At 36.0% G+C, this 24,017-nt stretch carries 19 protein-coding genes and 1 riboswitch; of the genes, 14 read left to right on the forward strand and 5 right to left on the reverse strand.

Annotated elements, in window-relative coordinates; genetic code table 11:
- Nucleotides 1-370 precede the first annotated feature (370 nt).
- The 6 genes from ACR1PN_RS17190 to ACR1PN_RS17215 are packed head-to-tail and all read left to right on the forward strand — an operon-like array spanning nucleotide 371 to nucleotide 7,651.
- Nucleotides 371-1,846, forward strand: coding sequence for a hybrid sensor histidine kinase/response regulator (locus tag ACR1PN_RS17190; protein WP_378172176.1), 1,476 nt, complete (start codon nucleotides 371-373; stop codon nucleotides 1,844-1,846).
- Between the two features lie 4 nt (nucleotides 1,847-1,850).
- On the forward strand, nucleotides 1,851-5,462 hold the full coding sequence (locus tag ACR1PN_RS17195) for a response regulator (RefSeq protein WP_433981024.1): 3,612 nt from the start codon (nucleotides 1,851-1,853) through the stop codon (nucleotides 5,460-5,462).
- 14 nt (nucleotides 5,463-5,476) lie between these two features.
- Nucleotides 5,477-5,842, forward strand: coding sequence for a response regulator (locus ACR1PN_RS17200; protein ID WP_433981025.1), 366 nt, complete (start codon nucleotides 5,477-5,479; stop codon nucleotides 5,840-5,842).
- On the forward strand, nucleotides 5,843-6,673 hold the full coding sequence (locus ACR1PN_RS17205; protein ID WP_378172166.1) for a CheR family methyltransferase: 831 nt from the start codon (nucleotides 5,843-5,845) through the stop codon (nucleotides 6,671-6,673).
- A gap of 6 nt (nucleotides 6,674-6,679) precedes the next feature.
- Nucleotides 6,680-7,255 (forward strand): chemotaxis protein CheB, encoded by a 576-nt coding sequence (locus ACR1PN_RS17210; RefSeq protein ID WP_433981026.1) that lies wholly within the window; start codon nucleotides 6,680-6,682, stop codon nucleotides 7,253-7,255.
- Between the two features lie 33 nt (nucleotides 7,256-7,288).
- Complete coding sequence (locus ACR1PN_RS17215; RefSeq protein WP_378172160.1) at nucleotides 7,289-7,651, forward strand: response regulator; 363 nt, start codon at nucleotides 7,289-7,291, stop codon at nucleotides 7,649-7,651.
- Nucleotides 7,652-7,706: 55 nt separating this feature from the next.
- On the opposite strand, the gene ACR1PN_RS17220 is transcribed toward ACR1PN_RS17215, so the two are convergent.
- The 5 genes from ACR1PN_RS17220 to ACR1PN_RS17240 form a co-directional block, all read right to left on the reverse strand.
- Nucleotides 7,707-7,985 carry a hypothetical protein gene (locus ACR1PN_RS17220; RefSeq protein ID WP_433981027.1) on the reverse strand — a complete coding sequence of 93 codons (279 nt, stop codon included), beginning with the start codon at nucleotides 7,983-7,985 and terminating at the stop codon, nucleotides 7,707-7,709.
- A gap of 150 nt (nucleotides 7,986-8,135) precedes the next feature.
- Complete coding sequence (locus ACR1PN_RS17225) at nucleotides 8,136-10,289, reverse strand: outer membrane beta-barrel protein (RefSeq protein ID WP_433981028.1); 2,154 nt, start codon at nucleotides 10,287-10,289, stop codon at nucleotides 8,136-8,138.
- A gap of 166 nt (nucleotides 10,290-10,455) precedes the next feature.
- A complete protein-coding gene (locus ACR1PN_RS17230; protein ID WP_433981029.1) occupies nucleotides 10,456-11,271 on the reverse strand; it encodes a DUF4249 domain-containing protein in 816 nt (271 codons plus the stop codon).
- 7 nt (nucleotides 11,272-11,278) lie between these two features.
- Entirely contained in the window at nucleotides 11,279-13,618 is a 2,340-nt protein-coding gene (locus tag ACR1PN_RS17235; protein WP_433981030.1) for a TonB-dependent receptor, read from the reverse strand.
- 154 nt (nucleotides 13,619-13,772) lie between these two features.
- The gene (locus tag ACR1PN_RS17240) at nucleotides 13,773-14,414 is read right to left on the reverse strand and encodes a DUF4272 domain-containing protein (protein ID WP_433981031.1); all 642 of its coding nucleotides are present in this window, start codon (nucleotides 14,412-14,414) and stop codon (nucleotides 13,773-13,775) included.
- Nucleotides 14,415-14,605: 191 nt separating this feature from the next.
- Nucleotides 14,606-14,698: riboswitch (TPP riboswitch) on the forward strand.
- A 58-nt stretch (nucleotides 14,699-14,756) separates the two neighbouring features.
- On the opposite strand from ACR1PN_RS17240, the gene thiM reads away from it, so the two are divergent.
- From thiM to ACR1PN_RS17280, 8 genes are all read left to right on the forward strand, one after another.
- A complete protein-coding gene (thiM, locus tag ACR1PN_RS17245; RefSeq protein WP_433981032.1) occupies nucleotides 14,757-15,560 on the forward strand; it encodes a hydroxyethylthiazole kinase in 804 nt (267 codons plus the stop codon).
- Nucleotides 15,557-16,192 (forward strand): thiamine phosphate synthase, encoded by a 636-nt coding sequence (thiE, locus tag ACR1PN_RS17250; RefSeq protein WP_433981033.1) that lies wholly within the window; start codon nucleotides 15,557-15,559, stop codon nucleotides 16,190-16,192. Before thiM ends, thiE begins: the two co-directional genes overlap by 4 nt.
- Nucleotides 16,189-17,022: a bifunctional hydroxymethylpyrimidine kinase/phosphomethylpyrimidine kinase gene (thiD, locus tag ACR1PN_RS17255; protein WP_433981034.1), complete on the forward strand. Its 834-nt coding sequence runs from the start codon at nucleotides 16,189-16,191 to the stop codon at nucleotides 17,020-17,022. Before thiE ends, thiD begins: the two co-directional genes overlap by 4 nt.
- The gene (gene tenA / locus ACR1PN_RS17260; RefSeq protein ID WP_378172133.1) at nucleotides 17,009-17,659 is read left to right on the forward strand and encodes a thiaminase II; all 651 of its coding nucleotides are present in this window, start codon (nucleotides 17,009-17,011) and stop codon (nucleotides 17,657-17,659) included. The genes thiD and tenA overlap by 14 nt, the downstream gene beginning before the upstream one ends.
- Nucleotides 17,660-17,804: 145 nt before the next feature.
- Nucleotides 17,805-18,140 (forward strand): hypothetical protein, encoded by a 336-nt coding sequence (locus tag ACR1PN_RS17265; protein ID WP_433981035.1) that lies wholly within the window; start codon nucleotides 17,805-17,807, stop codon nucleotides 18,138-18,140.
- 60 nt (nucleotides 18,141-18,200) lie between these two features.
- Nucleotides 18,201-19,289: an efflux RND transporter periplasmic adaptor subunit gene (locus tag ACR1PN_RS17270; RefSeq protein ID WP_433981036.1), complete on the forward strand. Its 1,089-nt coding sequence runs from the start codon at nucleotides 18,201-18,203 to the stop codon at nucleotides 19,287-19,289.
- 17 nt (nucleotides 19,290-19,306) lie between these two features.
- Complete coding sequence (locus ACR1PN_RS17275) at nucleotides 19,307-22,423, forward strand: efflux RND transporter permease subunit (protein ID WP_433981037.1); 3,117 nt, start codon at nucleotides 19,307-19,309, stop codon at nucleotides 22,421-22,423.
- A complete protein-coding gene (locus ACR1PN_RS17280) occupies nucleotides 22,410-23,858 on the forward strand; it encodes a TolC family protein (RefSeq protein WP_433981038.1) in 1,449 nt (482 codons plus the stop codon). The genes ACR1PN_RS17275 and ACR1PN_RS17280 overlap by 14 nt, the downstream gene beginning before the upstream one ends.
- Nucleotides 23,859-24,017: the final 159 nt, after the last annotated feature.

Below are 24,017 nucleotides of genomic sequence, written 5' to 3' on the forward strand. Positions count from 1 at the left end.
AATATATTTATAGTATATACTGTAATAATTCATAAATTTTAACGTATGGATTGTCTTTAAATTATTGTAAAACAGTTAAATGTGAATTTTAAAGGCGAAAAATTATTAAATATTTTTTTATAAATAAATATGATTGTAATATTCTTAAAATATGGCACTATTATTGCGATCGCAGAACGAAATTTATTAACACTGATTTAATAATATCCTCGTTTTTATATTTATTAAAATATTTTCAGGTAAAATAATTAAACATGTTATTAATAATTACAATTATGATAAAAATACTTTAAAAATAACTGTTTATTTAATTATTGTAAGTATTTTTGAAACAGCCTAAATTATTATAAATTATTGATTTTATATTGACATGATTTTAATCGTTGACGATAACCAGAATAATCTTTTTTCTCTCAAAAAACTTTTAGAATCTAAAGATTTTCAGGTAGACACGGCAGAGTCAGGACAGCAAGCATTAGGAAAAGCTTTAAAAAATGATTACGCACTGATTATTTTAGATGTTCAGATGCCGGAGATGGATGGGTTCGAAGTTGCCGAAACTCTTGCAGGATATAGCAAAACAAAAGAAATCCCAATAATATTTCTGTCTGCAGTAAATACAGAAAAAAAATTCATTACCAAAGGATATGCCTCCGGAGGAAAAGATTACGTTACCAAGCCTGTAGATCCTGAAATTCTTTTGTTGAAAGTAAAAACCTTTTACAATCTTCAGGAGCAGAATTTGGCTATGAAGAAAACCCAACAAAGCCTTGAACTTGAAGTCAAAGGAAGAAGAGAGTCTCAGGTAACCATGAAATCTCAGATTGATCACTTTCATCTTATGCTCGAGTCTCTGCCTCAAATTGCATTTACCTTAAATCAGGATGGGATTGTAGATTTCGTTAACGGGAAGTGGTATGAATATTCTGTTTCAGATACAAGTTTTCCGGAAACGCATCCTGATGATTTCAATATCGTAGAAGAGTTTTCCCGTTGTAAAAAGAAAGGTAAAGCTTTAGAGATGGAAATCAGGATAAAAAACAGGAAATCCGGTGATTTCAGATATCATCTTCTTCGTGTAACTCCGGTTCGTGAAGACAATGTTGTAAAAAACTGGGTGGGAACTTTTACTGATATTGATGACCAGAAAAGAGTAGAAAAAGAAAAAGACGAATTCCTCAGTATCGCAAGTCATGAGCTCAAAACTCCTCTAACAAGCATTAAAGCATACGTTCAGCTTTTAGACCGCAAACTGAAGCTTGATAAAGATAGTTCTGAAGCCGGTTTTATGGTAAAAGTACACGATCAGATCGAAAAGTTGAATACCCTGATCACAGATTTACTTGATGTTTCCAAAATAGAAAACGGAAAGCTCAAGATCAATAAAAAACCTGCAAATCTAGAAAATACAATTAAAAATGCAATTGATACCATTCTCCAGACTCACGGTGAAAATGCAGTAAAAATTGATCGCCACGGTTTTATTCCTGATATTCTGATTCCTTTTGATGAAATCCGTATCGAACAGGTTTTAATCAATTTTTTAACAAATGCGATTAAATATTCACCACAAAATAATCAGGTTATTGTGACCACTTTTGTAGATCAGGAAGAACAGGAAGTAAAAGTGAATGTTACCGATTTCGGAATTGGTATTCCGGATTATAAGCAGGAATCTGTTTTTCATAAATTTTATCGTGTAGAAGAATCTTCCTTGCAGTTTCAAGGGATGGGAATTGGTCTTTATATCTGCTCAGAGATTATCAAACAGCATCACGGCAGCATTGGTGTTTCGAGTATTGTAGATGAAGGCTCTACTTTTTATTTCACTTTACCATTAAATTAATTTTATGCCTAAAAAAATATTAAGAAATCTGCAGTTTGGTGTAGGCCTGTCATTAGTAATACTTGTTGCCAGTTCCATTGCTTCTTACATGAGTATTCAGAATCAGATGAATCATCGTGAGAGTGTAGGTAAAAGCAGACGTGCAGTAACCGCTGTAAAAGATGTTTTGGTTGCTATTCTCGATGCTGAAACGGGTAACAGAGGCTATCAGCTCACAGGAAGAGAAAGTTTTCTTGAGCCGTACAATCGAAGCTTAAATGAATATTCAAAAGCAATAGGTCAGGCAAAAAATCTTGATGTTTCAGATCCGGATCAACAAAAATTACTGAACGCTCTGGAGGAAAATGTTGAAAAAAGCATTGCTAATCTGAGGTTTTATGTTGATAACCGCCGCAAAGGTATTGTAATGTCTCAACAGCAGATTCTCGAAAGTAAGGCGTATATGGATAAATGCCGTGAGGTGGTCAACAAGTTTGTGAAAAATGAAGAAAACCAGCTCGAAATTAAAAGTAAAGACCTGAATAAATCCTCAAATACAACGGTTATATTTATTGTATTTTCAGCACTTTCGGCAATTATTGTCACTGCATTTTTCTATTTAAAGCTCAGAAATGATCTGGTTCGAAGAGAAAAGCTTGAGAAAGCTTTAAGAGCAAAAGACATTGAAATATCCAGACGTGTAAGTGCCATTCAGAAAATTGCAAACCGTGTAGCTAATGGTGATTATACGCAAACGCTGACAGATGATGCACAGGATGATTTGGGTGATCTTGTAGACTCTCTGAATCATATGAAGGAATCTTTAAGAAAATCTTTTGATCAGATCAACAGAAGCGACTGGAAACAAAAAGGTCTTGCTATTTTAAACGAATCTTTAGTGGGAAATAAAAGTGTGAAAGAAGTTTCACAAGCGTCTTTAAATCAGCTGATTGAATACGGCGGATGCATCAATGGCTCTTTGTATCTCATTAATGATGGTAGCCTTAAACTTACATCGGCTTTTGGATTAGAAAATTCCATGAAAAAAGCTTTCGAAGTTGGTGAAGGAATGATTGGGCAGACTTTTTTGAGTAAGAAAGAAAAAATTTACAACGATCTTAATGATAAGGATTTTGTGGTAAGTTTTGCAAGCAGCCAGCTTAAAGTTAATGGACTGTTATTAATTCCAATATTTTACGGAGGTCATGGTATTGGAGTTTTAGAACTGGCATCAACACAAAATTTTGATCAGGATAAAATTGATTTCTTTGTAGAATCTGCACGAAATATCGGTATTGCACTCAATGCTGCAAAAGGTCGTGAAAAAGAGCAGCATCTTTTGGAAGAAACCCAGGCCCAGTCTGAAGAGTTGCAGGTTCAGCATTCGGAACTTGAAAATCTCAATACGGAATTGGAAGCTCAAACCCAGAAACTTCAGGCTTCTGAAGAAGAGTTAAAAGTTCAGCAGGAGGAGCTGATGCAGGCAAACGCAGAATTGGAGGAACGCTCAAGGCTGCTTGAAGAGAAAAATCACCTTATTGCCGAACGTAATAATGAGATTCAGAAAAAAGTTGAAGAACTGGCATTAAGTACGAAATATAAGTCTGAATTCCTGGCGAACATGTCTCATGAACTGAGAACACCTTTGAATTCAATTCTTCTTTTATCAAGATTAATGGCAGAAAACCCTGAAGAAAACCTTAATGAAGATCAGATAGAATCTGCAAAAGTAATTCAGAGCTCAGGAAGCAGTCTGCTTACTTTGATTGATGAGATTTTGGATCTTGCAAAAATAGAATCAGGCAAAATGACTCTGGAATATCAGGAAGTTGAGATTGATGAAGTTGTAAAGGATCTTAAAAACCTATTCAACCCAATATTTCAGGAAAAAAAGCTTCAATTTAAAATTGAAATTGCCGATGAAGTAAAGAAAACAATTGAAACCGACCGTTTAAGAGTTGATCAGGTGTTGAGGAATTTACTTTCAAATGCACTGAAATTTACTACACAGGGAAGTATAACATTAAATATCACGAAGGACTTAAAAAGAACTGACTTTATTGTATTTTCAGTAAAAGATACCGGAATTGGTATTGCAGAAGACAAGCAGAAGATTATTTTCGAGGCTTTCCAGCAAGCCGATGGCTCCACAAGAAGAAAATTCGGAGGTACAGGTTTAGGATTGTCGATAAGCCGTGAAATCGCAAGACTTTTAGGCGGAGAATTAATTCTGACAAGCAAAGTGAACGAAGGCAGTGAATTCAGTCTGATTATTCCTGTGAAAGAAACTCCCCACATAGAGCCTATTGAAACCGACCAGGATATTGTGGAGATCATTCGTGAGGATGTTTCTGAGATTAAAAACATTCTTGATGACGGTGAAACCGAATATTATGATACCATCAACACATTGGAAATCCCCGAAAATGTTGATGATGATAAAGATAAGATCAACGACGGAGATAAAGTTATTCTAATTATAGAAGACGATACAAACTTTGCAAAAGCTTTGCTGAAATATGCAAGGATGCAAAATTATAAAGGTGTTGTAGTTGTAAGAGGCGATCATGGTCTTTCTGCTGCTTTGCAATATAAGCCACAAGCAATTTTGCTGGATGTTCAGCTTCCTGTAAAAGATGGTTGGCAAGTGATGGATGATCTCAAATCAAACCCTGAAACCAAACATATTCCGGTTCATATGATGTCTGTGCTGCATGTGAAAAAAGAAAGCCTGATGAAAGGTGCTATTGATTTCATTAATAAACCTGTAGCTCTTGATCAGATGACCGATGTTTTCAGAAAGATAGAAGAAGCTTTAAAGAAAGGGCCGCAAAAGGTTTTAATTGTTGAGGAAAATGCTAAACATGCAAGTGCTTTGTCTTATTTCTTGGGCAACTTTAATATCTCTTTGTCTGTAGAAAATAATGTTTTAGACAGTGTAAAAGCTTTAACCACAGATCATGTAGATTGTGTAATTTTAGACATCGGAGCATCCAAAGGAAATGAGTATCAGATTGTGGAGTCTATCAAAAGTTATGAAGGATTAGAAAACCTGCCGATTATTATTTTTACAGAAAGAAACCTTTCTACATCCGAAGAGCTTAAAATTAAGCAATATGCAGATTCTATTGTTGTAAAAACGGCACACTCTTACCAGAGAATTTTAGACGAGGTTGGCTTATTCTTGCATTTGGTGGAAGAAAAAAACAGTTCGCCTGAAAATGTAAAAAATAAAACTTTAGGATCATTAACAGAGGTTCTCAGCGGTAAGAAAATTCTGATTACTGATGATGATGCACGTAATATTTTCTCTTTAACCAAGGCGCTTGAAAAATATAAGGTTGAAGCAGTAGTGGCAATGGACGGGAAACATGCCTTGCAGCAGATAAAAGAAAATCCTGATGTAGACGTAATTTTGATGGATATGATGATGCCTGAAATGGATGGCTATGAAACCATTAAAGAGATCCGTAAAATGCCAAAATTTGCGAGGCTTCCGATTATTGCTATCACAGCGAAAGCGATGATCGGAGATCGCCAGAAATGTATTGATGCAGGTGCTTCCGATTATATCTCAAAGCCTGTGGACATCGATCAGTTGTTGTCGTTGTTAAGAGTTTGGTTATACGAAAGTTAAACAGTAGAATTCTGATGAATAAGAAAATCTTAATTGTGGATGATGATCCACGGAATATATTTGCGCTGAAACTGACCTTAAAATCGCGCGGTTATCAGATCGAAAGCTGTACAATGGCTCAGGAAGCCATTGAAATTTTGAAACAAGACAATTTTATCGACATTGTATTGATGGATATGATGATGCCCGAAATGGACGGATATGAAGCGATAAAAATTATTAAACAAGATCCGGCAATTAATAAAATTCCTGTCATTGCCGTAACAGCACAGGCAATGCCTGAAGATAGACAGAAATGTATAGATGCCGGAGCACAGGATTATATATCAAAACCCATTGATGTGGATCAGCTGATTAATGCTATTGAAAAATCTCTCTAAATGCTGGAACCAAGTATTGTAAAAGACGAAGAAGTAGAATATCTTATCAAAGATGTTTACGAAATGTACGGCTACGATTTTTCGGAGTACAGCCGTGCCTCATTTAAGCGAAGAGTAAACCGTATTTGTCTTATTGACAGGTTTACAAGCTTTGCCGAGCTTCGTTATACATTGATGAATGACCCTGAATATCTGAAGCGATTTATAGAAGAAATCACTGTGAACGTGACAGAAATGTTCCGAGATCCACAGTTTTTTAAAACTTTAAGAGAAAAGATATTACCACAGCTAGGAACATATCCTTTAATCAGAATTTGGGTTGCGGGCTGTTCTACCGGTGAAGAAGCTTATTCTATGGCGATTTTGCTTAAAGAAGCCAATCTTTATCATAAATCCTTGATATACGGAACAGATTTGAATCCGTCGGTCTTAGAAACAGCAAGAGCAGGAGTTTTTCCGCTTCAGCAAATGAAGCTTTATTCTGAAAATTACATACAATCGGGCGGGAAAAAAGATTTTTCAGACTATTACACCGCAAATTATGATAGTGTCAAGTTTGATAAAAGTCTGCAGGAAAAGCTTATTTTATCTACTCATAATCTGGTTTCAGACAGCTCTTTCAACAGTTTTCAGCTGATTATCTGCCGCAATGTTCTTATCTATTTCGATCGTGGGCTTCAGGAAAGAGTTTTTCGTCTTTTTGATAACAGTCTGGAAAATTTAGGATTTTTAGCCTTAGGAGCCAAAGAAACGCTGAGATTTTCTAAATTAGATAAAAATTTTCACCAGGTAGATGACCAGAGAATCTGGAAAAAATTAGATCATAACTAATATTTAATGATGCAAACTCAAGACACAAATACAGAAATGGTAGTGATCGGAGGATCTGCAGGAAGTCTGCAGGTTATTCTGGAGATGATTAAAAATTTAAACGAGAACTTACAGTTTCCGATAGTATTGGTCTTGCACAGAAAAGCGCATTCAGCTAATATTTTGCAGACTTTGCTTCAGCAGTTTATTGCAGCAGAAGTAATAGAAATTGATGATAAAAGCGAAATAGAAAATGGTAAATTATACATTGTTCCTGCTGATTATCATTTACTTTTTGAAAATAAAAAAATAATGTCTCTCGACAGCTCAGAGAAGATGAATTATTCAAGACCGTCGATTGATGTCACATTCAGGTCTGCAGCAGAAGTCTTCGGTAAAAAGTTGGTAGGGATTTTGCTCTCTGGAGCCAATGCTGATGGTGTGGAAGGCTTGTATTACATCAAAAAAAATGAAGGCAGGGTCTGGATTCAGGATCCGGAAACTGCGGAAGTGAATTTTATGCCTAGACAGGCCGTTGAAGAAATAAACTATGACAGGATTGTCAGACCTGAAAATTTGGCTGACAGTATCAATCAATTATGAAATTAAACCTAAATTAAAGTTAAATAAACGATTATGAGCAAGAAGAAAATTTTGATTTTCGATGATGATAAAGCGATTCTCGAAGTAATAACCATTATTTTTGAGGAAAACGGGTATCTGGTCGAGATTTCAGAAACGTCTCACGATATTATCGAAAAAGTTTCGGGCTTTAAACCGGATGTTATCCTTATGGATAACTGGATTCCCAAAATTGGTGGAGTAGAGGCAACGCAGCTTTTGAAAAACCATGGAGATTTTAAAAATATTCCGGTGATCTACGTGACAGCAAATAATGATATCGTAGCTCTCGCTAAAGAAGCTCAGGCAGACGACTACGTAGCAAAGCCGTTTAATCTTGAGGATCTTGAAGATAAAGTAGCAAAATATCTTCAATAAGAATTTCGAATACTATTTTATTTACAATCCCTTTCACAGCGAAAGGGATTATTTTTTATACAATATTTCTTAGTTGTTCAGAATCAGATCTGTTTACAATATCCTGCTGAACTTCATTATTAATGTCACTTATTAATGCATGAAGAAAGTCTTTAATTTCAGAATCTTTTAAAATTCTATCAGAAAATGTGGGAGCAATAATCATTTTTTTTGATACAATATTTTCTGTGAAGGTAAACTCGTCCTTTAAATCCAGATCAATATTAAATTGTTGTTTGATGCTTAAAGCTAAATAGTATTCAATTAAATCTTTACTTTGTTCAAAACTTTCCATCTTAAGGTGTTTTTTTATTTGTTCTAAATACTATCAATTTTATGCCATAAATAGAATTTTTAAAAAAAATATTTGTTTTTTGTGACTACTAAACAAAAAACGGACAATGCATTACTCACTATCCGTTTCAATTATAAAAAAAACTACTGTTTACTTTTCACCACCATTGTTTTTTTCAACATCGGTTTTGGTATTTTCTTTCACTTTCTGGTTTCCAAATCTTTTTACAAAGGTAAGTGCAAACCCATGCCAGTCAGATCTTGTTGAGCTTCTTCTTCTGCTGGTTTCACTGAATCTTGTAGAATCAAAATTAGGTCTTCCAAAAATATTCATTAGCTGTAAACTGAATTCCATCTGTGTTTTAGGAAAAATTTTTGTAGCCGAAAGGTTGTGGAAGATATTCGTTCTGTTGGCTACGGAATTTCCGTTGTTTTGGTTAGAAACTTCTACCCAAGCACTCAGATTGATGTTTTTATTGAAAAGATTGGTGTATGATAAGTTGGTAGAGCCAGACCAGAAACTGATGTAATCTGATGCATATTTAAGATTATTTTGTTGGTTGAAGTCGCTGTTATCAATATAATTCCATCCGAAACTCAGATTTACATTCAGTTTATTTTTCAGAAAGGTCTGATTGGTATTGGCAAAGAGATTATACTTATGTACTTTTCCTATAAAATTGGTAGGTTGGGTAATGATTTTATCTCCTTCCGTTACGTCTGTAGACCAGTAATCCTGATTGGTGTACATATATCTTGCAGAAAGAAAATATTTCTTCTTGAACCCGAATTTCATATATAAACGGTCGCTCGGGTTGGGAAGAAGATCCATGCTTCCTCTGGTGTAAAAACCGTCACTTGTCGGCTGCAGGAAAGGATTAAATTCAGCATACCAAGGTCTCCATATGTTTTTATTGTAGGTTAAACTTAAATCATATTTATCGGAGAAAGAATATTTAACCAAAATACTAGGTAAAAGCTTTCCGTAAGAATCTCTTCTTGAATCTCCTGCGACATCCTGTCTTAGCTTATAGTCGATATATTCATAACGAAGACCCACTCTTGTTTCTAATTTTTCGAAAAAGGTTTTAGAATAATTGGCGTATGCAGAACCGATCATATCTTCATAATGAAATACATCTTTTGTATTCAGATTATTGGCGAGTGAACCGTACATTTCATTAGGAATAACATTGTTATTGAAATCTATTTTCCCACCAATTTCAAAATTCCCCCCGGATTTTCCGAATGGCTGTGTGTAATCAACCTTAATGTAATAATTGCGCATTTCGGTGTCGGAAAGTACGCCAAGTGCCTGAGCATCCGTGCCGGCAATTGTTGTAGTATTTCTCAGAAAATAGTTGTTCTCTGATTCTCCGTTGTAGTTTGTTCCTACATTTAAATCGAAAATTCTGTTTTTTTCTTTGTCGTAATACTTATAAAAAATATTTGTTCCTAAAGTTCTGTTTATAGAAGAAGAACTTTGTGTCTGGTTTCTCAGAAAATCAAATTCTCCATTTTTAGTCTGAGAAGATTCAGAATCCGAAAAATTGTTAGATTTTCCACGGTAAAGTTCAAGAATTACACCGATTGTATTTTTATCATTAATCTCATACTCTGAAGTAGATGAGATGGATGGGTTTTTACCTTTCCAGACATTGTTTGTAGAGCCTTCCGTTATAATATTATCTTGGTAGATGTTGTATAAAAAAGAGTTGCTTTGTATCCAGGTATTATCGCTGTAGCTTCCTACAAAGGTCTGGGTAAATTTTTTCTTATGGTAATTAAGATTAAGATTTGTGTATTGTGAGTTCTGAGTATTTTGCCTGTTATTAAGCGTAACGCTTCCTTTCATCCCTTCATCATCGCGTTTTTTAAGAACAATATTGATGACAGGTCCTGTTGCTTCATATCTTGAAGATGGGCTTGTGATAACTTCAATTTTCATCAGATTATCTGCAGGAATTGTCTGCAGATATTGTTTCAGTTCTTTACCTGTAAAAATAGATTTTCTGTCGTTAATATATACAGTTACAGATTCTCCTTCAGCTTTTAGTGCATCGTTATTATCAATACTTACCAAAGGCGTCATTCGTAAAACATCCCATGTTGTATTTCCTGCTACAATGGAACTGTTGGCTACATTAAATACCGTTCTGTCGACTTTAGCTTCTACAGTTGGTTTTTTGTAGGTCATGGTCACAGCTTCAATCTTCTCTTCTTTAGCTTCTACAGTATCTTTTTTCAATTGTGCAAAAGCCAGAGTTCCTACAAGTAAAGCAATTGGTGTTAATAGTTTTTTCATTAAAAGTTTATAATTGTATTCATAAGACACCATTACGGGAATATTTGTTACATTGTTTTTGTGTTAAATTCTGTTAATAATATTTTTAATTGGCTTAAAGATCTTAAAATCAGTAATAAAAAAAACTGCTCTGATTTCTCAAAGCAGCCTATAAAGTTTATATTTTCTATTGTTGCTGAATGACAACACTCTTTTTTCTCACCGTGTGCGCAGAGAAATATCCCAATGCACCATTACTGATATTACTTGGCGGATTAGTAGGAGTAATGCCACCTCCGGGACCACCATCCGAAAGCTGGAGCAGTGCTGAGTAAAAAGTATAAACATTCTGATCAATACACTGCATTTCAACATGAATAGTATCTCCTACAACTACTTTTATATCATCAGGATTATCTCCGTCATCATTAGGCAATAACAGAGGTCTTTGATTTATCATTCCGTTATTAATGTTATCAGAAAACTCAGAGAAAAACTTTTTAGGATTGTTATTTACTGTATAGATAAATAGATAACGGTTTCCTAAGGCTTGTGGATCTGTATAAATGGGTAAAAGTGTATAACTTGTTTCACCTCCAACCATAAAAGAATCCTGGTCAAGACCATCAAAAGTTACCGCTTCAGGCATTGTACTTGTTGAAGTGTATTCTTTTCCTTCTGCCTGAATTTTTAACGTGTATGTTCTTCCGGATTGTCCAACAAAAGTTGAGGTTTGGTATCTTCCGTTTCCAATGTATTGTAAAGTTTCGGTTTGTCCGGTATTGTCGCTTAAAACAACCTGTGCATTTTCTATTGCTGGATATTGATTCGCCTGAGTAAATGCAACAGATTTTGTAATTCTCACAAAGTATGGTCCGGCTTCATCTGTAATATTTCCTTCAATCACAATATTCCCGCTTTGATCTTCCAGATCGAGATCGATTTCTTTTTCGCAAGATGTGACCAGAAATAATGAAAGTATAATTAAAAATATATTTTTCATAGCTAAATTAAAATTTGAAGTTATACGTAATGTTCGGAACCCAGCGGAATAACGAAGTCTGCATTGCTCTCGTCGTTCCCGGCTTGTCTGGATTGTCTTCAAAATTAATGGTGTACGCATTTTGTCTGCCATATACATTGTAAATTCCGAATGACCAGGAGCCTTTCCAACGTTTAGTAGAAACCGGTTCATAGGTTGCACTCAGATCCATTCGGTGATAAGCAGGCATTCTGTCTGCGTTTCTGTTGCTGTACTGGAAAACTGTTTGTCCGTTCAGTTCATATTTCCCGGTTGGGAAAGTTACTGCATTTCCTGTGCTGTAAAGGAATAATCCGGAAAAAGACCACTTTGGATTTAACTGATAAGTTGCGACAACAGAAAGATCGTGCGTTTTATCCTGTCTCGCATTATACCATTGATTGTCGTTGATTCCTTCGATTTTCCTCTCGGTTTTAGATAAAGTATAAGAAATCCAGCCGCTGAGCTTTCCGCTTTTCTTTTTGGCAATTAATTCCAAACCGTAAGCTCTTCCTTTTCCGAACAACAATTCGCTTTCTACGTCTGCTGCCGTATCAAAACTGATTTGCGCACCGTTTTTATAATCAATCTGATTCTGCATCGATTTGTAATAAATCTCAGCATTCAATTCATAATTATTGTTGTTGAAATTTCGGCTGTAACCTGCACTGATTTGGTCTGCAATTTCAGGTTTTACCGTGTAGCTGCTTCCAATCCACTGATCGGTCGGATTTCCGCTTCCGCTGTTGCTCAAAAGGTGTAAATTCTGTGTATTTCGGGAATAACCACCTTTCACACTGCTTACTTCGTTAATTCTGTAATTCGCAGTAATTCTCGGTTCAAGATTTACGTAGGTTTTACCAAATTTTCCTTTTTCTAAATATTCTGAATCTGTTAAAATTCCGTTTTCGTAAGTATTAAAAGTATCGCCACCCAAAACACTGAACATTGAAAGTCTTGCCCCGTAATTGATGGTCAGCTTTTCTGTTGCTTTGAAATCATCATTAATATAAATTGCATTTTCCCAAGAATATCTCGGGTTTCTCGGAAAGCTGCTTACACTCGTTCCGGAAGCACTGCTTGGAGTAATCGTATGATAAATCGACTGAAAACCAAATTTTACATTATGCTTATTTCCAGCAAACCAAGAGAAATCCTGCTTCAAATTCCAGTCTTCAATCTCCGAATCCAGTCCGAAAGTATTGTTGTTGCTGCTTAAACTTACATTATAATTGTAGTTGCTGTAGATAAATGAAGTATTTGAAAATAATTTACTGTTGATAATACTGTTCCAGCGCAAAGTTGCCGTGGTATTTCCCCAATCTGTCGAGAAAGTATCACCCAAACCTAAAACATCTCTTCCAAAATATCCCGACAAATACAAACGATTGTTGTCATTAATCTGATAATTGGCTTTTAAGTTTAAATCATAAAAATACAGTTTGCTGTCTTTAAAATCATCGGTAGCTTTTAAAAATAAATCAGCGTACGTTCTTCTTCCGGAAACAATGAATGACGATTTTTCTTTCTGAATTGGCCCTTCCACGCTCAATCTGCTGCTGATTAAACCAATTCCTCCGTTGACGTTGTAATCTTTGTTATTTCCGTCTTTCATTTTGACATCCAGAACAGATGAAAGTCGGCCGCCGTATTGAGCAGGACTGTTTCCTTTGATGATACTCACATCTTTCAAAGCATCACTGTTGAAGGTACTGAAGAATCCAAGTAAATGCGATGCATTGTAAACTGCTGCTTCATCCAATAAAATCAAATTCTGATCGGTCGCACCACCTCTCACGGAAAAACCGCTGCTTCCTTCTCCGTTGCTTTTAATTCCCGGTAAAAGCTGAATGGTTTTCATCACGTCTTTTTCACCAAACAAAACAGGAAGTTTGTCAATCTGTTTAATGCTTAAGGTTTCCGTTCCCATTTGTGCCGATGAAAGATTTTTGTCTTTTTTCACTGCGGAAATGACGACTTCATCTATTTGTTTTACTCTTTCATCACTTCCTTCCTGATTGAGCTGTAAATTAAGCTTCACATCATCCTCAACATTCACAATCTGCTGAAAATCTTTAAACCCGGGATTTGAAACAATCAAAGTATAAGAGCCTTTCGGAAGTGAAAGTGAGTAAAATCCGTATTCGTTGGCGACAACAGAAATGGAAGGGTCTTCGGCAACTTTTACAGAAACACCGATGAGCAATTCACCGTTTTTCTGATCTTTTACTGTACCACTTACCGAATATTTCTGCTGTGCAAAAACGACTGCGCTGAAACAGACCGCAGCGATAGTTGTTGCGGCTTTTAAGGATGTTTTGTGTATCAATTTTTTTTAGTTTATTTTTTTGTAGTAATACAGATTCTTATTTCACATAAATAATTGAAATGATTTTAATCAAAAACATGAGAAATAAAAGCCTGTAATTGCCTAAACAACGGAGCTGTGGTAGATTTATTGTTTAGTGAATGTTAAATATTCTTTACGTTCCCATTTCAATATTGTCCCAGTCAGAATCTTTGTTCATCAGCCATTCCAAAGCTTTTCTTCTTTCATAGATAAGACCTTCATTGATTTTTGCTTCCACACCTTTTATTCTCTCATCTACACAGTACCAGTGAAAACGGTAATAAAGATCAAGCATATTGTAAATTTCATCATCTGTTTTCAGTTCAGATATTTTTTCAATTTTCTCATTGCTTTCTTCCTGCTCAAGATTGGGTAGCATCATTGCCATATTTTCACCACACCATTGCGTTTCATCAAGATCAGGAATCATTTTTACAGCCCACATCAAAGCCCAAAGACTTTCAAGGTACCATCTCAGAGAATTTAGTTCGTAATCGGTTAGTTCATCATTGTCTTTGATGAGAATTTCATTTTCCCAATTAGAAAGATGTGAAGTCAGATTGTGTTTTTCAATCCATTTTCTGATATAGCTTAGAGGAGCTTCAAATGAAATATTAATCATGGCATTCATTACATACATTCTTCCTTTTATTTCTTGTAAATTTCGTATATTAGGATCTTCCAAAATGGGAAGCCAGGAATTGAATCTGTAGTTTTTACTTTCTAAAATCTGATTGTTGGCTTCTCTTACTTTAATTTTTTGTTCCTCAGTCATTTTTTTGAGATTTGATTAAGATAAATATCTCTAAGTTGAGATTTACGGATCGTATTTTCAATTGCTAACATACAAAATTACTTTTATTAAAAGAGTTTGTCAGATGTTAATCATTTACTTAATATCTAAATAAAAAGGTTTAATCGAAAATATTAAATTACTGTTTAATTCTAAACATTTTGTATATTTGTTTCAAGCTTTAGGGGTATTCTGAAAAGAATTGAGAGAGTCCCTTTGAACCTGATACGGCTCACACCGACGTAGGGAAAAGCAAGAAAGCATCAGTCTTTGATGTTTTTCTTTCTTTATTCTGTTTTGTTTTCCTAAAGCTTATCAAAATAAATGTCAATGGAAAACAATCTTTGGGATTACATTCAATCCGTAAAAAATCAATCGCCGCTTGTTCATAATATCACCAATTTCGTGGTCATGAATAATACCGCCAACGCAATTTTGGCAGTCGGAGCTTCACCGATTATGGCTCACGCAAAATCTGAAATCAAAGAAATGGTAACCATTTCAAATGCTATCGTTATCAATATCGGAACTCTTGATGAATATTGGTCTGAAGCGATGATTATTGCAGCAGAAGAAGCTTATCTTACAAAAAAGACATGGATTTTAGATCCGGTCGGAGCTGGCGCAACTTCTTTCAGAGATGAAATTTTGGCTAAGCTTTTACGATTCAAACCAACCGTTATCAGAGGAAATGCATCTGAAATTATTGCTTTAGCCAAAGCCAATAAAACTGTCACAAAAGGAGTTGACAGTACAGCAGAAAGTAATGAAGCAATTAATGCTGCAAAATATCTTGCTGAAAATTATCAGTCTGTAGTTTGTATTTCGGGAGCAACGGATATTATTATCGATGAGAAAGAAACTTATTTTGTTGAAAACGGACATCCGTTAATGACGAAAGTCACAGGTTTGGGTTGTTCTGCTTCGGCTATTGTGGGAGCTTTTGCCGGGATTTCTGATAATAAAACAGAATCTACAATAGCCGCAATGTCACTTTTAGGAATTGCCGGAGAATTGTCAGAAAAGATTTCAAACGGTCCGGGAAGTCTTCAGATGAATATTTTGGATAAGCTTTACAATATTTCTGAGCAGGAGTTTTTTGAGAATATAAAAGTTTCTAAAAAATGAATATTGTAAAATCATTTCCTTATCAGTTATATCTCGTGATTTCCGAAGCGGACTGTAAAGGACGAAATTTTCTTGAAGTTGCCGAACAATCAATTTTAGGTGGAGTAGACATCATCCAATTACGTGAGAAAAAATCTACTGACCAAGATTTTCTTGACAAAGCTTTTCGTCTCAAAGAAATTACTGACAAGTATGGAATTCCTTTAATCATTAATGATAATGCTTTTGTAGCCAAAGAAATCGATTCTTTTGGAATTCACGTTGGAAATAATGATACGCAGCCAACTGTTTTAAGAGAAAATTCTTTTCAAAATAAAATGATTGGCTATTCCATTGAATATCTGGAACAACTTGGAAATCAGGAAACGATGGTTTCAGATTATTTGGGAATCAGTCCGGTTTTCAGAACAGATACAAAAACTGATACGGTTACAGAATGGGGATTGGAAGGTTTAATGAAAATCAGAAAACTTACGGAAAAACCGTTGGTTGCCATCGGAAATATTCATTTAAAAAATGCTAAAACTGTGATGAATGCAGGAGCCGATTGTATCGCCGTAGTTTCAGAAATCTGCAATGCCCAAAATCCTCAAAAGGCTGCTTTTAATTTAAAAAACGGAATTCTAAAATGAAAAAATACAAATATCCATCTGTTCTCACGATTGCCGGTTTTGACGGAAGCGGCGGAGCTGGAGTTCAGGCTGATATAAAAACAATTTCAGCTTTAGGCTGTTATGCAACATCGGTTTTGACTGCCTTACCGGTTCAGAATACTCAAGGTGTAAGAAATATTTTCTCAATTCCTGTTGAAGCAGTTTCGGAACAAATTGAATCGATTTTAGATGATATTTTTCCTGATGCGATTAAAATCGGAATGGTTCACACGCCAGAATTGGTTGAAACGATTGTAAAAACTTTAGCCAAATACAAAAAAGTACCGATTGTATTTGACCCAGTAATGGTTGCAACGAGCGGACATCGGTTAATTGAAGAAAAAACAATCGAAACTATTATCGAAAAACTGTTCCCAATTTCCGATATCATCACTCCGAATATGGATGAAGCAGCAATTTTAGCAAAGATGGATGTGAAAACTTTGGATGATATGAAAGTCGCAGGAGAAGGCATTAAAGAATTAGGCTGTAAAAATATTCTGTTAAAAGGCGGTCATCTGGAAACAGAAATGATTACTTCTCTTCTTTATGAAAGTCATGGACATTACAAAACTTTTGAATCTGTAAAGACGAAAACCAATAATACACACGGTTCAGGTTGTACACTTTCGTCTGCAATCGCTTCATTTATCGCACAGGGAAAGAGCATTGAAAGAGCTGTTGAATTAGCTCAAAATTATGTTTCCGAAGCCATTTATAACGGCTGTGATGTACAAACCGGAAAAGGAAATGGTCCTTTGAATCACTTTTTTAACCCTCAAAAACTTATCAAAAATGAATTGGTCTGAAAACGTATGGAAATCAATCGAAAATATTTACAAAGACATCATTGAAATGCCTTTTATTCAAGAATTATCGAATGGAAGTTTAGACAAAGAAAAATTCCAGTTTTATATTGCTCAGGATTCTTTGTATCTAGAACATTTTGGAAGAACTTTAGCTTTAATTGGCAGCAAGGCTCATCAGATTGAAGATGCTTTGGCGTATATGAGATTTGCCGAGAATGCAATTGTTGTGGAAAACGCTTTACACGAATCTTATTTTAAAGAATTTGAAATTTCAGACAAAGGAATTTTAGAACCTGTTTGCCATCATTACATTCACTTTTTGAGAAGTACTGCGGCCTTTGAACCTGTGGAAGTGGCGATGGCAGCAACGTTACCTTGTTTCTGGATTTATAAGGAAGTCGGAGATTATATTTTAAACCTTAAACAAACATCAGAAAACCTTTATCAAAGCTGGATTGATACGTATGGAGGAGAAGATTTTTCCATTGCCGTCAAAACCGCTATCGAAATCTGCAATAAAGCCGCTGAAAATACAACTCCGGAAATAAGAAACCGTATGAAGGAAGCTTTCATTATAGCTTCCAGAATCGAGTTTCAGTTTTGGCAGGCTGCTTATAACTTGAAAGTTTGGGATTAAAAAATTAAATTTTAATTAAAATTTTAAGGGTATTTAAACTTTGGCATAGTTTAATATTTTTTAACATTATCAAATAAGGAATTGCGATAATATCACCTTATATTTGTAAATCAGTTTCTTGTAAGACATAAATTGTTTACAAAATATGTTCGCTTCCAGATTATCGGTTTTTTTGTGTTTCCTTCTTACCTTTTCCATTTGCAATTGGAGATGGGCGCAATCGAGTCTGCAAACGGTCTGTTTTGCAAAGATGAAAGATGAGGACAATCTCAAAGTAAAAGGCAAAAAATATTTTAATCTTAAAGCTGTTCATTACGGTTCTAAAAACAGTTCTCAGTATTATACAAATACCGCAACTCCTTATTTTTCAGAAAAATATACTCACACATTTGTTGAGACGGTAAAAATTAACAGCCGTATTATCCCTAAAGCACTCTTCTGTGCGATAAAATCATACCTTCATCTTCTCCAGTTATTCTAAAACATCAAGACCTAAAATCCAAATTATTTTTCGTCAAGTTTTAGTAATAAAAATTCTATAATGAATACAAAAAGTTTCATACAGTGCCTTGTTGCATTCGTATGCGTAGTTTCTTGTGGTAAAAATGCCCAGAATAAAAATAAAGATAACAAAGAAGTACCCGTTTTTGAGGTTAAGCAAAAAGATACATTAGTCAGCAATCAGTTTGTAACGGATATTCAGGCTAAAAGAAATGTCGAAATCCGTTCAAGAATCGATGGAATTGTCGATCATATTTATGTGAATGAAGGTCAGTTTGTGAAAAGAGGTCAGGCTTTATTCAAAATCAATGATGCCGAATTACAGATGGAGCTTCTCAAAGCGAATGCGACCATCAAACAGACTCAGGCAGATATGCGTATTGCCGAAGTTGAATTAAAGCAGATTGAAAGTCTTCACGCTAAAAAATTCGTTGCCAATAACGAGCTGGAATTGGTTAAAGCTAAATTATCCTCAGCCAAAGCAAAACACGCTTTCGCAGATGCCGAGAAAAAAACGGTGTTGCAGAAAATCAGTTTTACAACGGTTACGGCACCTTTTGATGGCGTAATTGATATTATTCCTCACAAAGACGGAAGTCTGGTAACCAACGGAACTTTACTCACAACGTTGTCTCAGCTTGATGAGGTTTTTGCCTATTTTTCAATTCCTGAAAACCAATATTTCGAATTGTTAGCGAATGACAAATTAGGAAAACATCAGAAAATTGAACTGACTCTTCCCAACGGAATGGCGTATCAGTTCAACGGTGCTTTAAAATCCGCAGAAAGTGAAATCGACAGAGCAACAGGTTCCATCCGCTATAAAGTTTTATTTCCCAATCCTAATCGTTTAATCAAACACGGAACCTCCGGAAAATTAACCATTTCTGAAGTTCAAAATAATGCAGTTCTGATTCCTCAGAAAGCAACATTCTCGATTCAGGACAAAACCTACATTTTCAAGGTAGATAGAAACAATAAAGTGAAGATGACCAACATTGAGGTCGGAACGGCTTTAAAGGATTCTTACCTCGTGGAAAGGGGTCTCAAAAAAGGAGATTTGATTATTTATGAAGGCACTCAGTCGCTCAAAGACGGAGATGAAATCAAAATCAAGAACAGGCTTTAATTCTTAAATAATCAATTATGGTAGAGATGTTTATAAAACGAAAGGTTCTTTCGTTGGTGATTTCCATTGTCTTTGTTTTGGTAGGAATTATGGCGTTGACAAAGATGCCGATTACCCAATTCCCCGACATTGTTCCGCCTTCCGTAACGGTGACGGCAAAATATACAGGAGCTAATGCCGAAGTTTCTGCAGATGCAGTGGCTTTGCCTTTGGAACGGGCAATTAATGGTGTTCCGGGAATGACGTATATGTCGACAGTGACTTCCAATGACGGATTGACATTGATTCAGGTGTTTTTTGAAGTTGGTACAGATCCAGATTTAGCGGCCGTGAATGTCCAGAACAGAGTAACTACTATTCTCGATGAGTTGCCCGAAGAAGTAATCAGAGCGGGAGTTACCACGGAAAAGGAGGTGAACAGTATGTTGATGTATCTCAACATCACAAGTACAGACCCGAGTCAGGATGAACAGTTTATTTACAATTTTACAGACATCAATGTTCTTCAGGAACTGAAACGTCTGGATGGAGTAGGCCGTGCTGAAATTATGGGTCAGAAAGAATATTCGATGCGTGTCTGGCTCGATCCTCAGAAAATGGCGGTGTACAATATTTCAGCAGACGAAGTAGTGAATTCTCTTCAGAAACAGAATATTTCCGCCGCTCCGGGGAAAGTCGGTGAATCTTCCGGTAAAAAAGCAGGTCAGTTACAATATGTTGTTAAGTATAAAGGTAAATTTTTTGAACCTAAACAATACGAAGAAATTCCAATCAGAGCCGATGAAGAAGGAACAATTTTAAAGCTGAAAGATATTGCCAAAGTGGAATTTGGTGCAATGACTTATGGAATGGTTTCTAAAACCGATGGCAGACCTTCCGCATCGATTATGATGAAACAGCGACCGGGTTCAAACGCTTCGGAAGTTATTCAGAATGTGAAAGATAAAATGGCTGAGCTGAAAGTGAATTCTTTCCCTCCCGGAATGGATTACAATATGGCTTACGACGTTTCGAGATTCTTGGATGCTTCGATAAGTGCTGTTTTAAAAACTTTGGTTGAAGCGTTTATTCTTGTGGCGATTGTGGTTTTCCTTTTCCTTCAGGATTGGCGTTCTACACTGATTCCTGTTTTGGCGGTTCCCGTCGCATTGGTCGGAACATTTGCGTTTATGGATATGCTGGATTTCTCCGTGAATTTATTAACGCTTTTTGCCTTGGTTTTAGCCATCGGTATTGTCGTCGATAATGCAATTGTCGTCGTCGAGGCAGTTCACGTTAAAATGGAAGAAGGTTATGCACCTTATGAAGCGACAGTGATTGCAACAAAAGAAATTGCAGGAGCTGTTGTGGCGATTACGTTGGTAATGTCGGCAGTGTTTCTTCCTGTAGCATTTCTGGACGGTCCGGTCGGAGTTTTTTACCGACAGTTTTCATTAACGTTGGCAATAAGTATTGTGATTTCAGGAATCAATGCATTGACGTTGACTCCAGCTTTATGTGCTTTAATTTTAAAACCTCACAATCACGATAAAAAGAAAGGAATTATTGATAAATTCTTAAATAAGTTTAATATTTTCCTTGAAAAAGTAACCAACGGATATGTAAAAGTTTTATCAAAATTTGCCACCCGAACTATCGTCACATTTGGATTATTGACAGTATTCATTGTATTGACCTGGGGAACGACCAAATTTTTAGCTTCAGGATTTATCCCGATGGAAGATCAGGGAATGGCATATGTTAGCGTTACAACTCCACAAGGTGCAACGGTTGAAAGAACGGAAAAAGTTTTAGATGAAATTACAGCGATTGCCAAAAAAATCGATGGCGTAGAAAACGTAACGACTTTGGCAGGATACAGCGTTGTAACGGAAATTGCCGGTTCGTCCTACGGAATGGCGATGATTAACCTGAAAGACTGGAGCGAAAGAGATAAATCCATCGAAGATTTCATTAAGGAATTAACCGAAAAAACAAAAGGAATTTCCGATGCCGAAATTGAAGCTTTTGCACCACCGACCGTTCCCGGATTTGGTAATACAAGTGGTTTTGAACTTCGTCTTCTCGACAGAACGGGCGGAAGTATCGAAAATATGGATAAAGTCACGAAAGATTTTGTCAAAAAACTAAATGAAACGCCCGAACTGAAAAACAGTTTTACAAGTTTTGATGCCACTTTCCCGCAGTATATGATCAATATTGATTATGATATGGCGTCAAAAAAGGGAATTTCGGTGGATAATGCGATGTCGACGTTGCAGACGATGTTGGGTTCTTATTACGCAACCAATTTTATCCGATTCAGACAGATGTATAAAGTGATGGTTCAGGCAAGTCCGGAATATCGTGAAACGCCTGAAAGTATTCTGAATTTATATCTGAAAAACGACAAAGGTGAAATGGTTCCTTTTTCCACTTTCATCACGATTGAAAGGGTTTATGGACCGGAAGTTTTAACCCGTTACAATATGTATATGTCAGCGATGATTAACGGTGAAGCTTCTGAAGGCTACAGTTCCGGAGATGCGATTGCAGCCGTCGAAAAAATTGCCGAAGAAAACCTTCCTAAAGGTTTTGAAATCGAATGGTCGGGAATGACACGAGAAGAAATTTTGTCTGGAAATCAGACGATCTATATTTTCATTGTCTGTTTGGTTTTCGTCTATCTTTTATTAGCGGCTCAATATGAAAGTTTCCTTTTACCAATGCCGGTTTTACTGAGTTTACCCACCGGAATTTTTGGTTCTTACATCGCTTTGCTGGTTTGTGGATTAGACAATAATATTTACGCACAGGTTGCCTTGGTAATGTTGATTGGATTATTGGCTAAAAATGCCATCCTGATTGTAGAATTTGCCGTCGCCAGTCATAAAGAAGGAAATGATATTATTCCCGCAGCGATTGAAGGGGCAAAACAACGTCTCCGTCCGATTCTGATGACCTCATTTGCATTTATTGCAGGATTGATTCCGCTTTGTATAGCTTCCGGAGCAGGAGCCATCGGAAACCGTTCTATCGGAACCGCAGCCGCAGGTGGAATGTTCATCGGAACCGTTTTCGGACTGATTATTATTCCGGGATTATACATTTTTTTCGCAACCCTTGAAAACAGAAAGAAGAATGAAAAGAAATAAATTGAAACTCGTAGTCTGGAGCGCAGCAGCATTGACATTAACATCTTGTGCCGTCCCAAAAGTAACTGCGATAAAAGAAGTAAAAGAAACGCCTGAATTACAAACTTCAGAAGCCATTCCGAACAGCGGAGATTTTACCGGAATTGATTTGAGTACCTATTTCACAGATCAGAATCTTCTGAAACTTTTCGAACAGGTAAAACAGGCCAATCCGGATTTTAAAATTGCTCAGCAAAGAGTCGAAATGGCAAACAGTTTTCTGAAACGTTCAAAAACAGAACTGCTTCCGTCTCTGGATGTAGGAGCGATTGTTTCAGGTGACCGTTACGGAAAATATACGATGGAAGGAGTAGGGAATTATGATACCAATCTTTCTCAAAATATAACCGAGCAACAGAAAATCAACACAACGTTCACACCAAATTACTGGATGGGTGCAAGAAGCAGTTGGGAAATCGATGCGTGGGGAAAACTGAAAAATAAAAAACTTTCTGCTCAGAATAAATTTCTGGCTTCGGAAGAAGGTTTGAAATTGCTTCAAATCGATTTGTTTACCGATATCGCCAATCTGTATTATGATTTGATTGCTTTAGACAAACGTCTGAAAATTTATCAGGATAACTACAATTTGCAGAAACGAGCTTTTGAAATCATTAAAGCGCAACGTGAAGTCGGGAAAGTTACCGAGCTTGCCGTTCAGCAGTTTAAGGCTCAGAATAATAACTGGTTAGCAGAAATTGAACATATTAAAGTTGAAATCGTTACAGTAAAACAAGCCATCGCCACATTGACAGGAGTTTACGGCGGGGAAATCGACAGGAGTCCGACACTTTTGCCAACCAACTTTGAAATGTTAAATAAAAACATCAATGTTGATGCGGTTATTCACTCGCGACCGGATGTGGTTTCCAATTTCTATTCTTTACAAGCTTCACACGCCAATGCAAAAGCAGCGAGAGCGGCATTTTATCCAAAAATTGATTTGGGCGCAACCTTCGGATTGAATTCTTTTTCAGTCGAAACGATTTTCAAACCTGCTTCTTTGGCAGGTCAGCTTCTAGGCGGATTGATGGTTCCTGTTTTCAATAAAGGACAGTTGAAATATGAGTTTAATATTGCTAACAGCGAACAGGAAATTGCATTTTTAAATTATCAGAAAAGTGTAACAACGGCTTTTAATGAACTTCAGTCTATTTTAAAACAGACCAAAATATTTCACCGGGTTTTAGATTTAAAAGAAGAAGAAGTGAAATTTCTCGACAAAGGAATCGAGGTTTCCAATGATTTGTACATCACGGGTTATGCTAATTATTTTGAGTTGATTAATGCCCAAAAAAGCAAGCTTCAGGCTGAATTGGATTTGCTTAAATTTCAGCACGAGAATACAAGGAATAATGTGTTGCTGTTTAAAGCTTTGGGAGGGAGATTGAATTAGATTTACTAAAATCTTTTACTCCAAAAGCGGCTGTTTCAACTCTGAAACAGCCGCTTTTTAATTATTAATTAAGATCTTAATGGCAACAATCTATCGCATTAAATTAATAATCTGATTATATGTTTTCAAAGTCTAAATTTGTTATCTTAGTTTTTTATC

It is taken from the genome of Chryseobacterium sp. RLHN22, from assembly GCF_051011795.1.
Lineage (GTDB): Bacteria > Bacteroidota > Bacteroidia > Flavobacteriales > Weeksellaceae > Chryseobacterium > Chryseobacterium zhengzhouense.

Bases quoted from the DNA above. Each gene is read 5' to 3' on its own strand.
- ACR1PN_RS17190 (WP_378172176.1), top strand. From the start codon at position 371: ATGATTTTAATCGTTGACGATAACCAGAATAATCTTTTTTCTCTCAAA.
- ACR1PN_RS17195 (WP_433981024.1), top strand. From the start codon at position 1,851: ATGCCTAAAAAAATATTAAGAAATCTGCAGTTTGGTGTAGGCCTGTCA.
- ACR1PN_RS17200 (WP_433981025.1), top strand. From the start codon at position 5,477: ATGAATAAGAAAATCTTAATTGTGGATGATGATCCACGGAATATATTT.
- ACR1PN_RS17205 (WP_378172166.1), top strand. From the start codon at position 5,843: ATGCTGGAACCAAGTATTGTAAAAGACGAAGAAGTAGAATATCTTATC.
- ACR1PN_RS17210 (WP_433981026.1), top strand. From the start codon at position 6,680: ATGATGCAAACTCAAGACACAAATACAGAAATGGTAGTGATCGGAGGA.
- ACR1PN_RS17215 (WP_378172160.1), top strand. From the start codon at position 7,289: ATGAGCAAGAAGAAAATTTTGATTTTCGATGATGATAAAGCGATTCTC.
- ACR1PN_RS17220 (WP_433981027.1), bottom strand. From the start codon at position 7,985: ATGGAAAGTTTTGAACAAAGTAAAGATTTAATTGAATACTATTTAGCT.
- ACR1PN_RS17225 (WP_433981028.1), bottom strand. From the start codon at position 10,289: ATGAAAAAACTATTAACACCAATTGCTTTACTTGTAGGAACTCTGGCT.
- ACR1PN_RS17230 (WP_433981029.1), bottom strand. From the start codon at position 11,271: ATGAAAAATATATTTTTAATTATACTTTCATTATTTCTGGTCACATCT.
- ACR1PN_RS17240 (WP_433981031.1), bottom strand. From the start codon at position 14,414: ATGACTGAGGAACAAAAAATTAAAGTAAGAGAAGCCAACAATCAGATT.
- thiM (WP_433981032.1), top strand. From the start codon at position 14,757: ATGTCAATGGAAAACAATCTTTGGGATTACATTCAATCCGTAAAAAAT.
- thiE (WP_433981033.1), top strand. From the start codon at position 15,557: ATGAATATTGTAAAATCATTTCCTTATCAGTTATATCTCGTGATTTCC.
- thiD (WP_433981034.1), top strand. From the start codon at position 16,189: ATGAAAAAATACAAATATCCATCTGTTCTCACGATTGCCGGTTTTGAC.
- tenA (WP_378172133.1), top strand. From the start codon at position 17,009: ATGAATTGGTCTGAAAACGTATGGAAATCAATCGAAAATATTTACAAA.
- ACR1PN_RS17265 (WP_433981035.1), top strand. From the start codon at position 17,805: ATGTTCGCTTCCAGATTATCGGTTTTTTTGTGTTTCCTTCTTACCTTT.
- ACR1PN_RS17270 (WP_433981036.1), top strand. From the start codon at position 18,201: ATGAATACAAAAAGTTTCATACAGTGCCTTGTTGCATTCGTATGCGTA.
- ACR1PN_RS17275 (WP_433981037.1), top strand. From the start codon at position 19,307: ATGGTAGAGATGTTTATAAAACGAAAGGTTCTTTCGTTGGTGATTTCC.
- ACR1PN_RS17280 (WP_433981038.1), top strand. From the start codon at position 22,410: ATGAAAAGAAATAAATTGAAACTCGTAGTCTGGAGCGCAGCAGCATTG.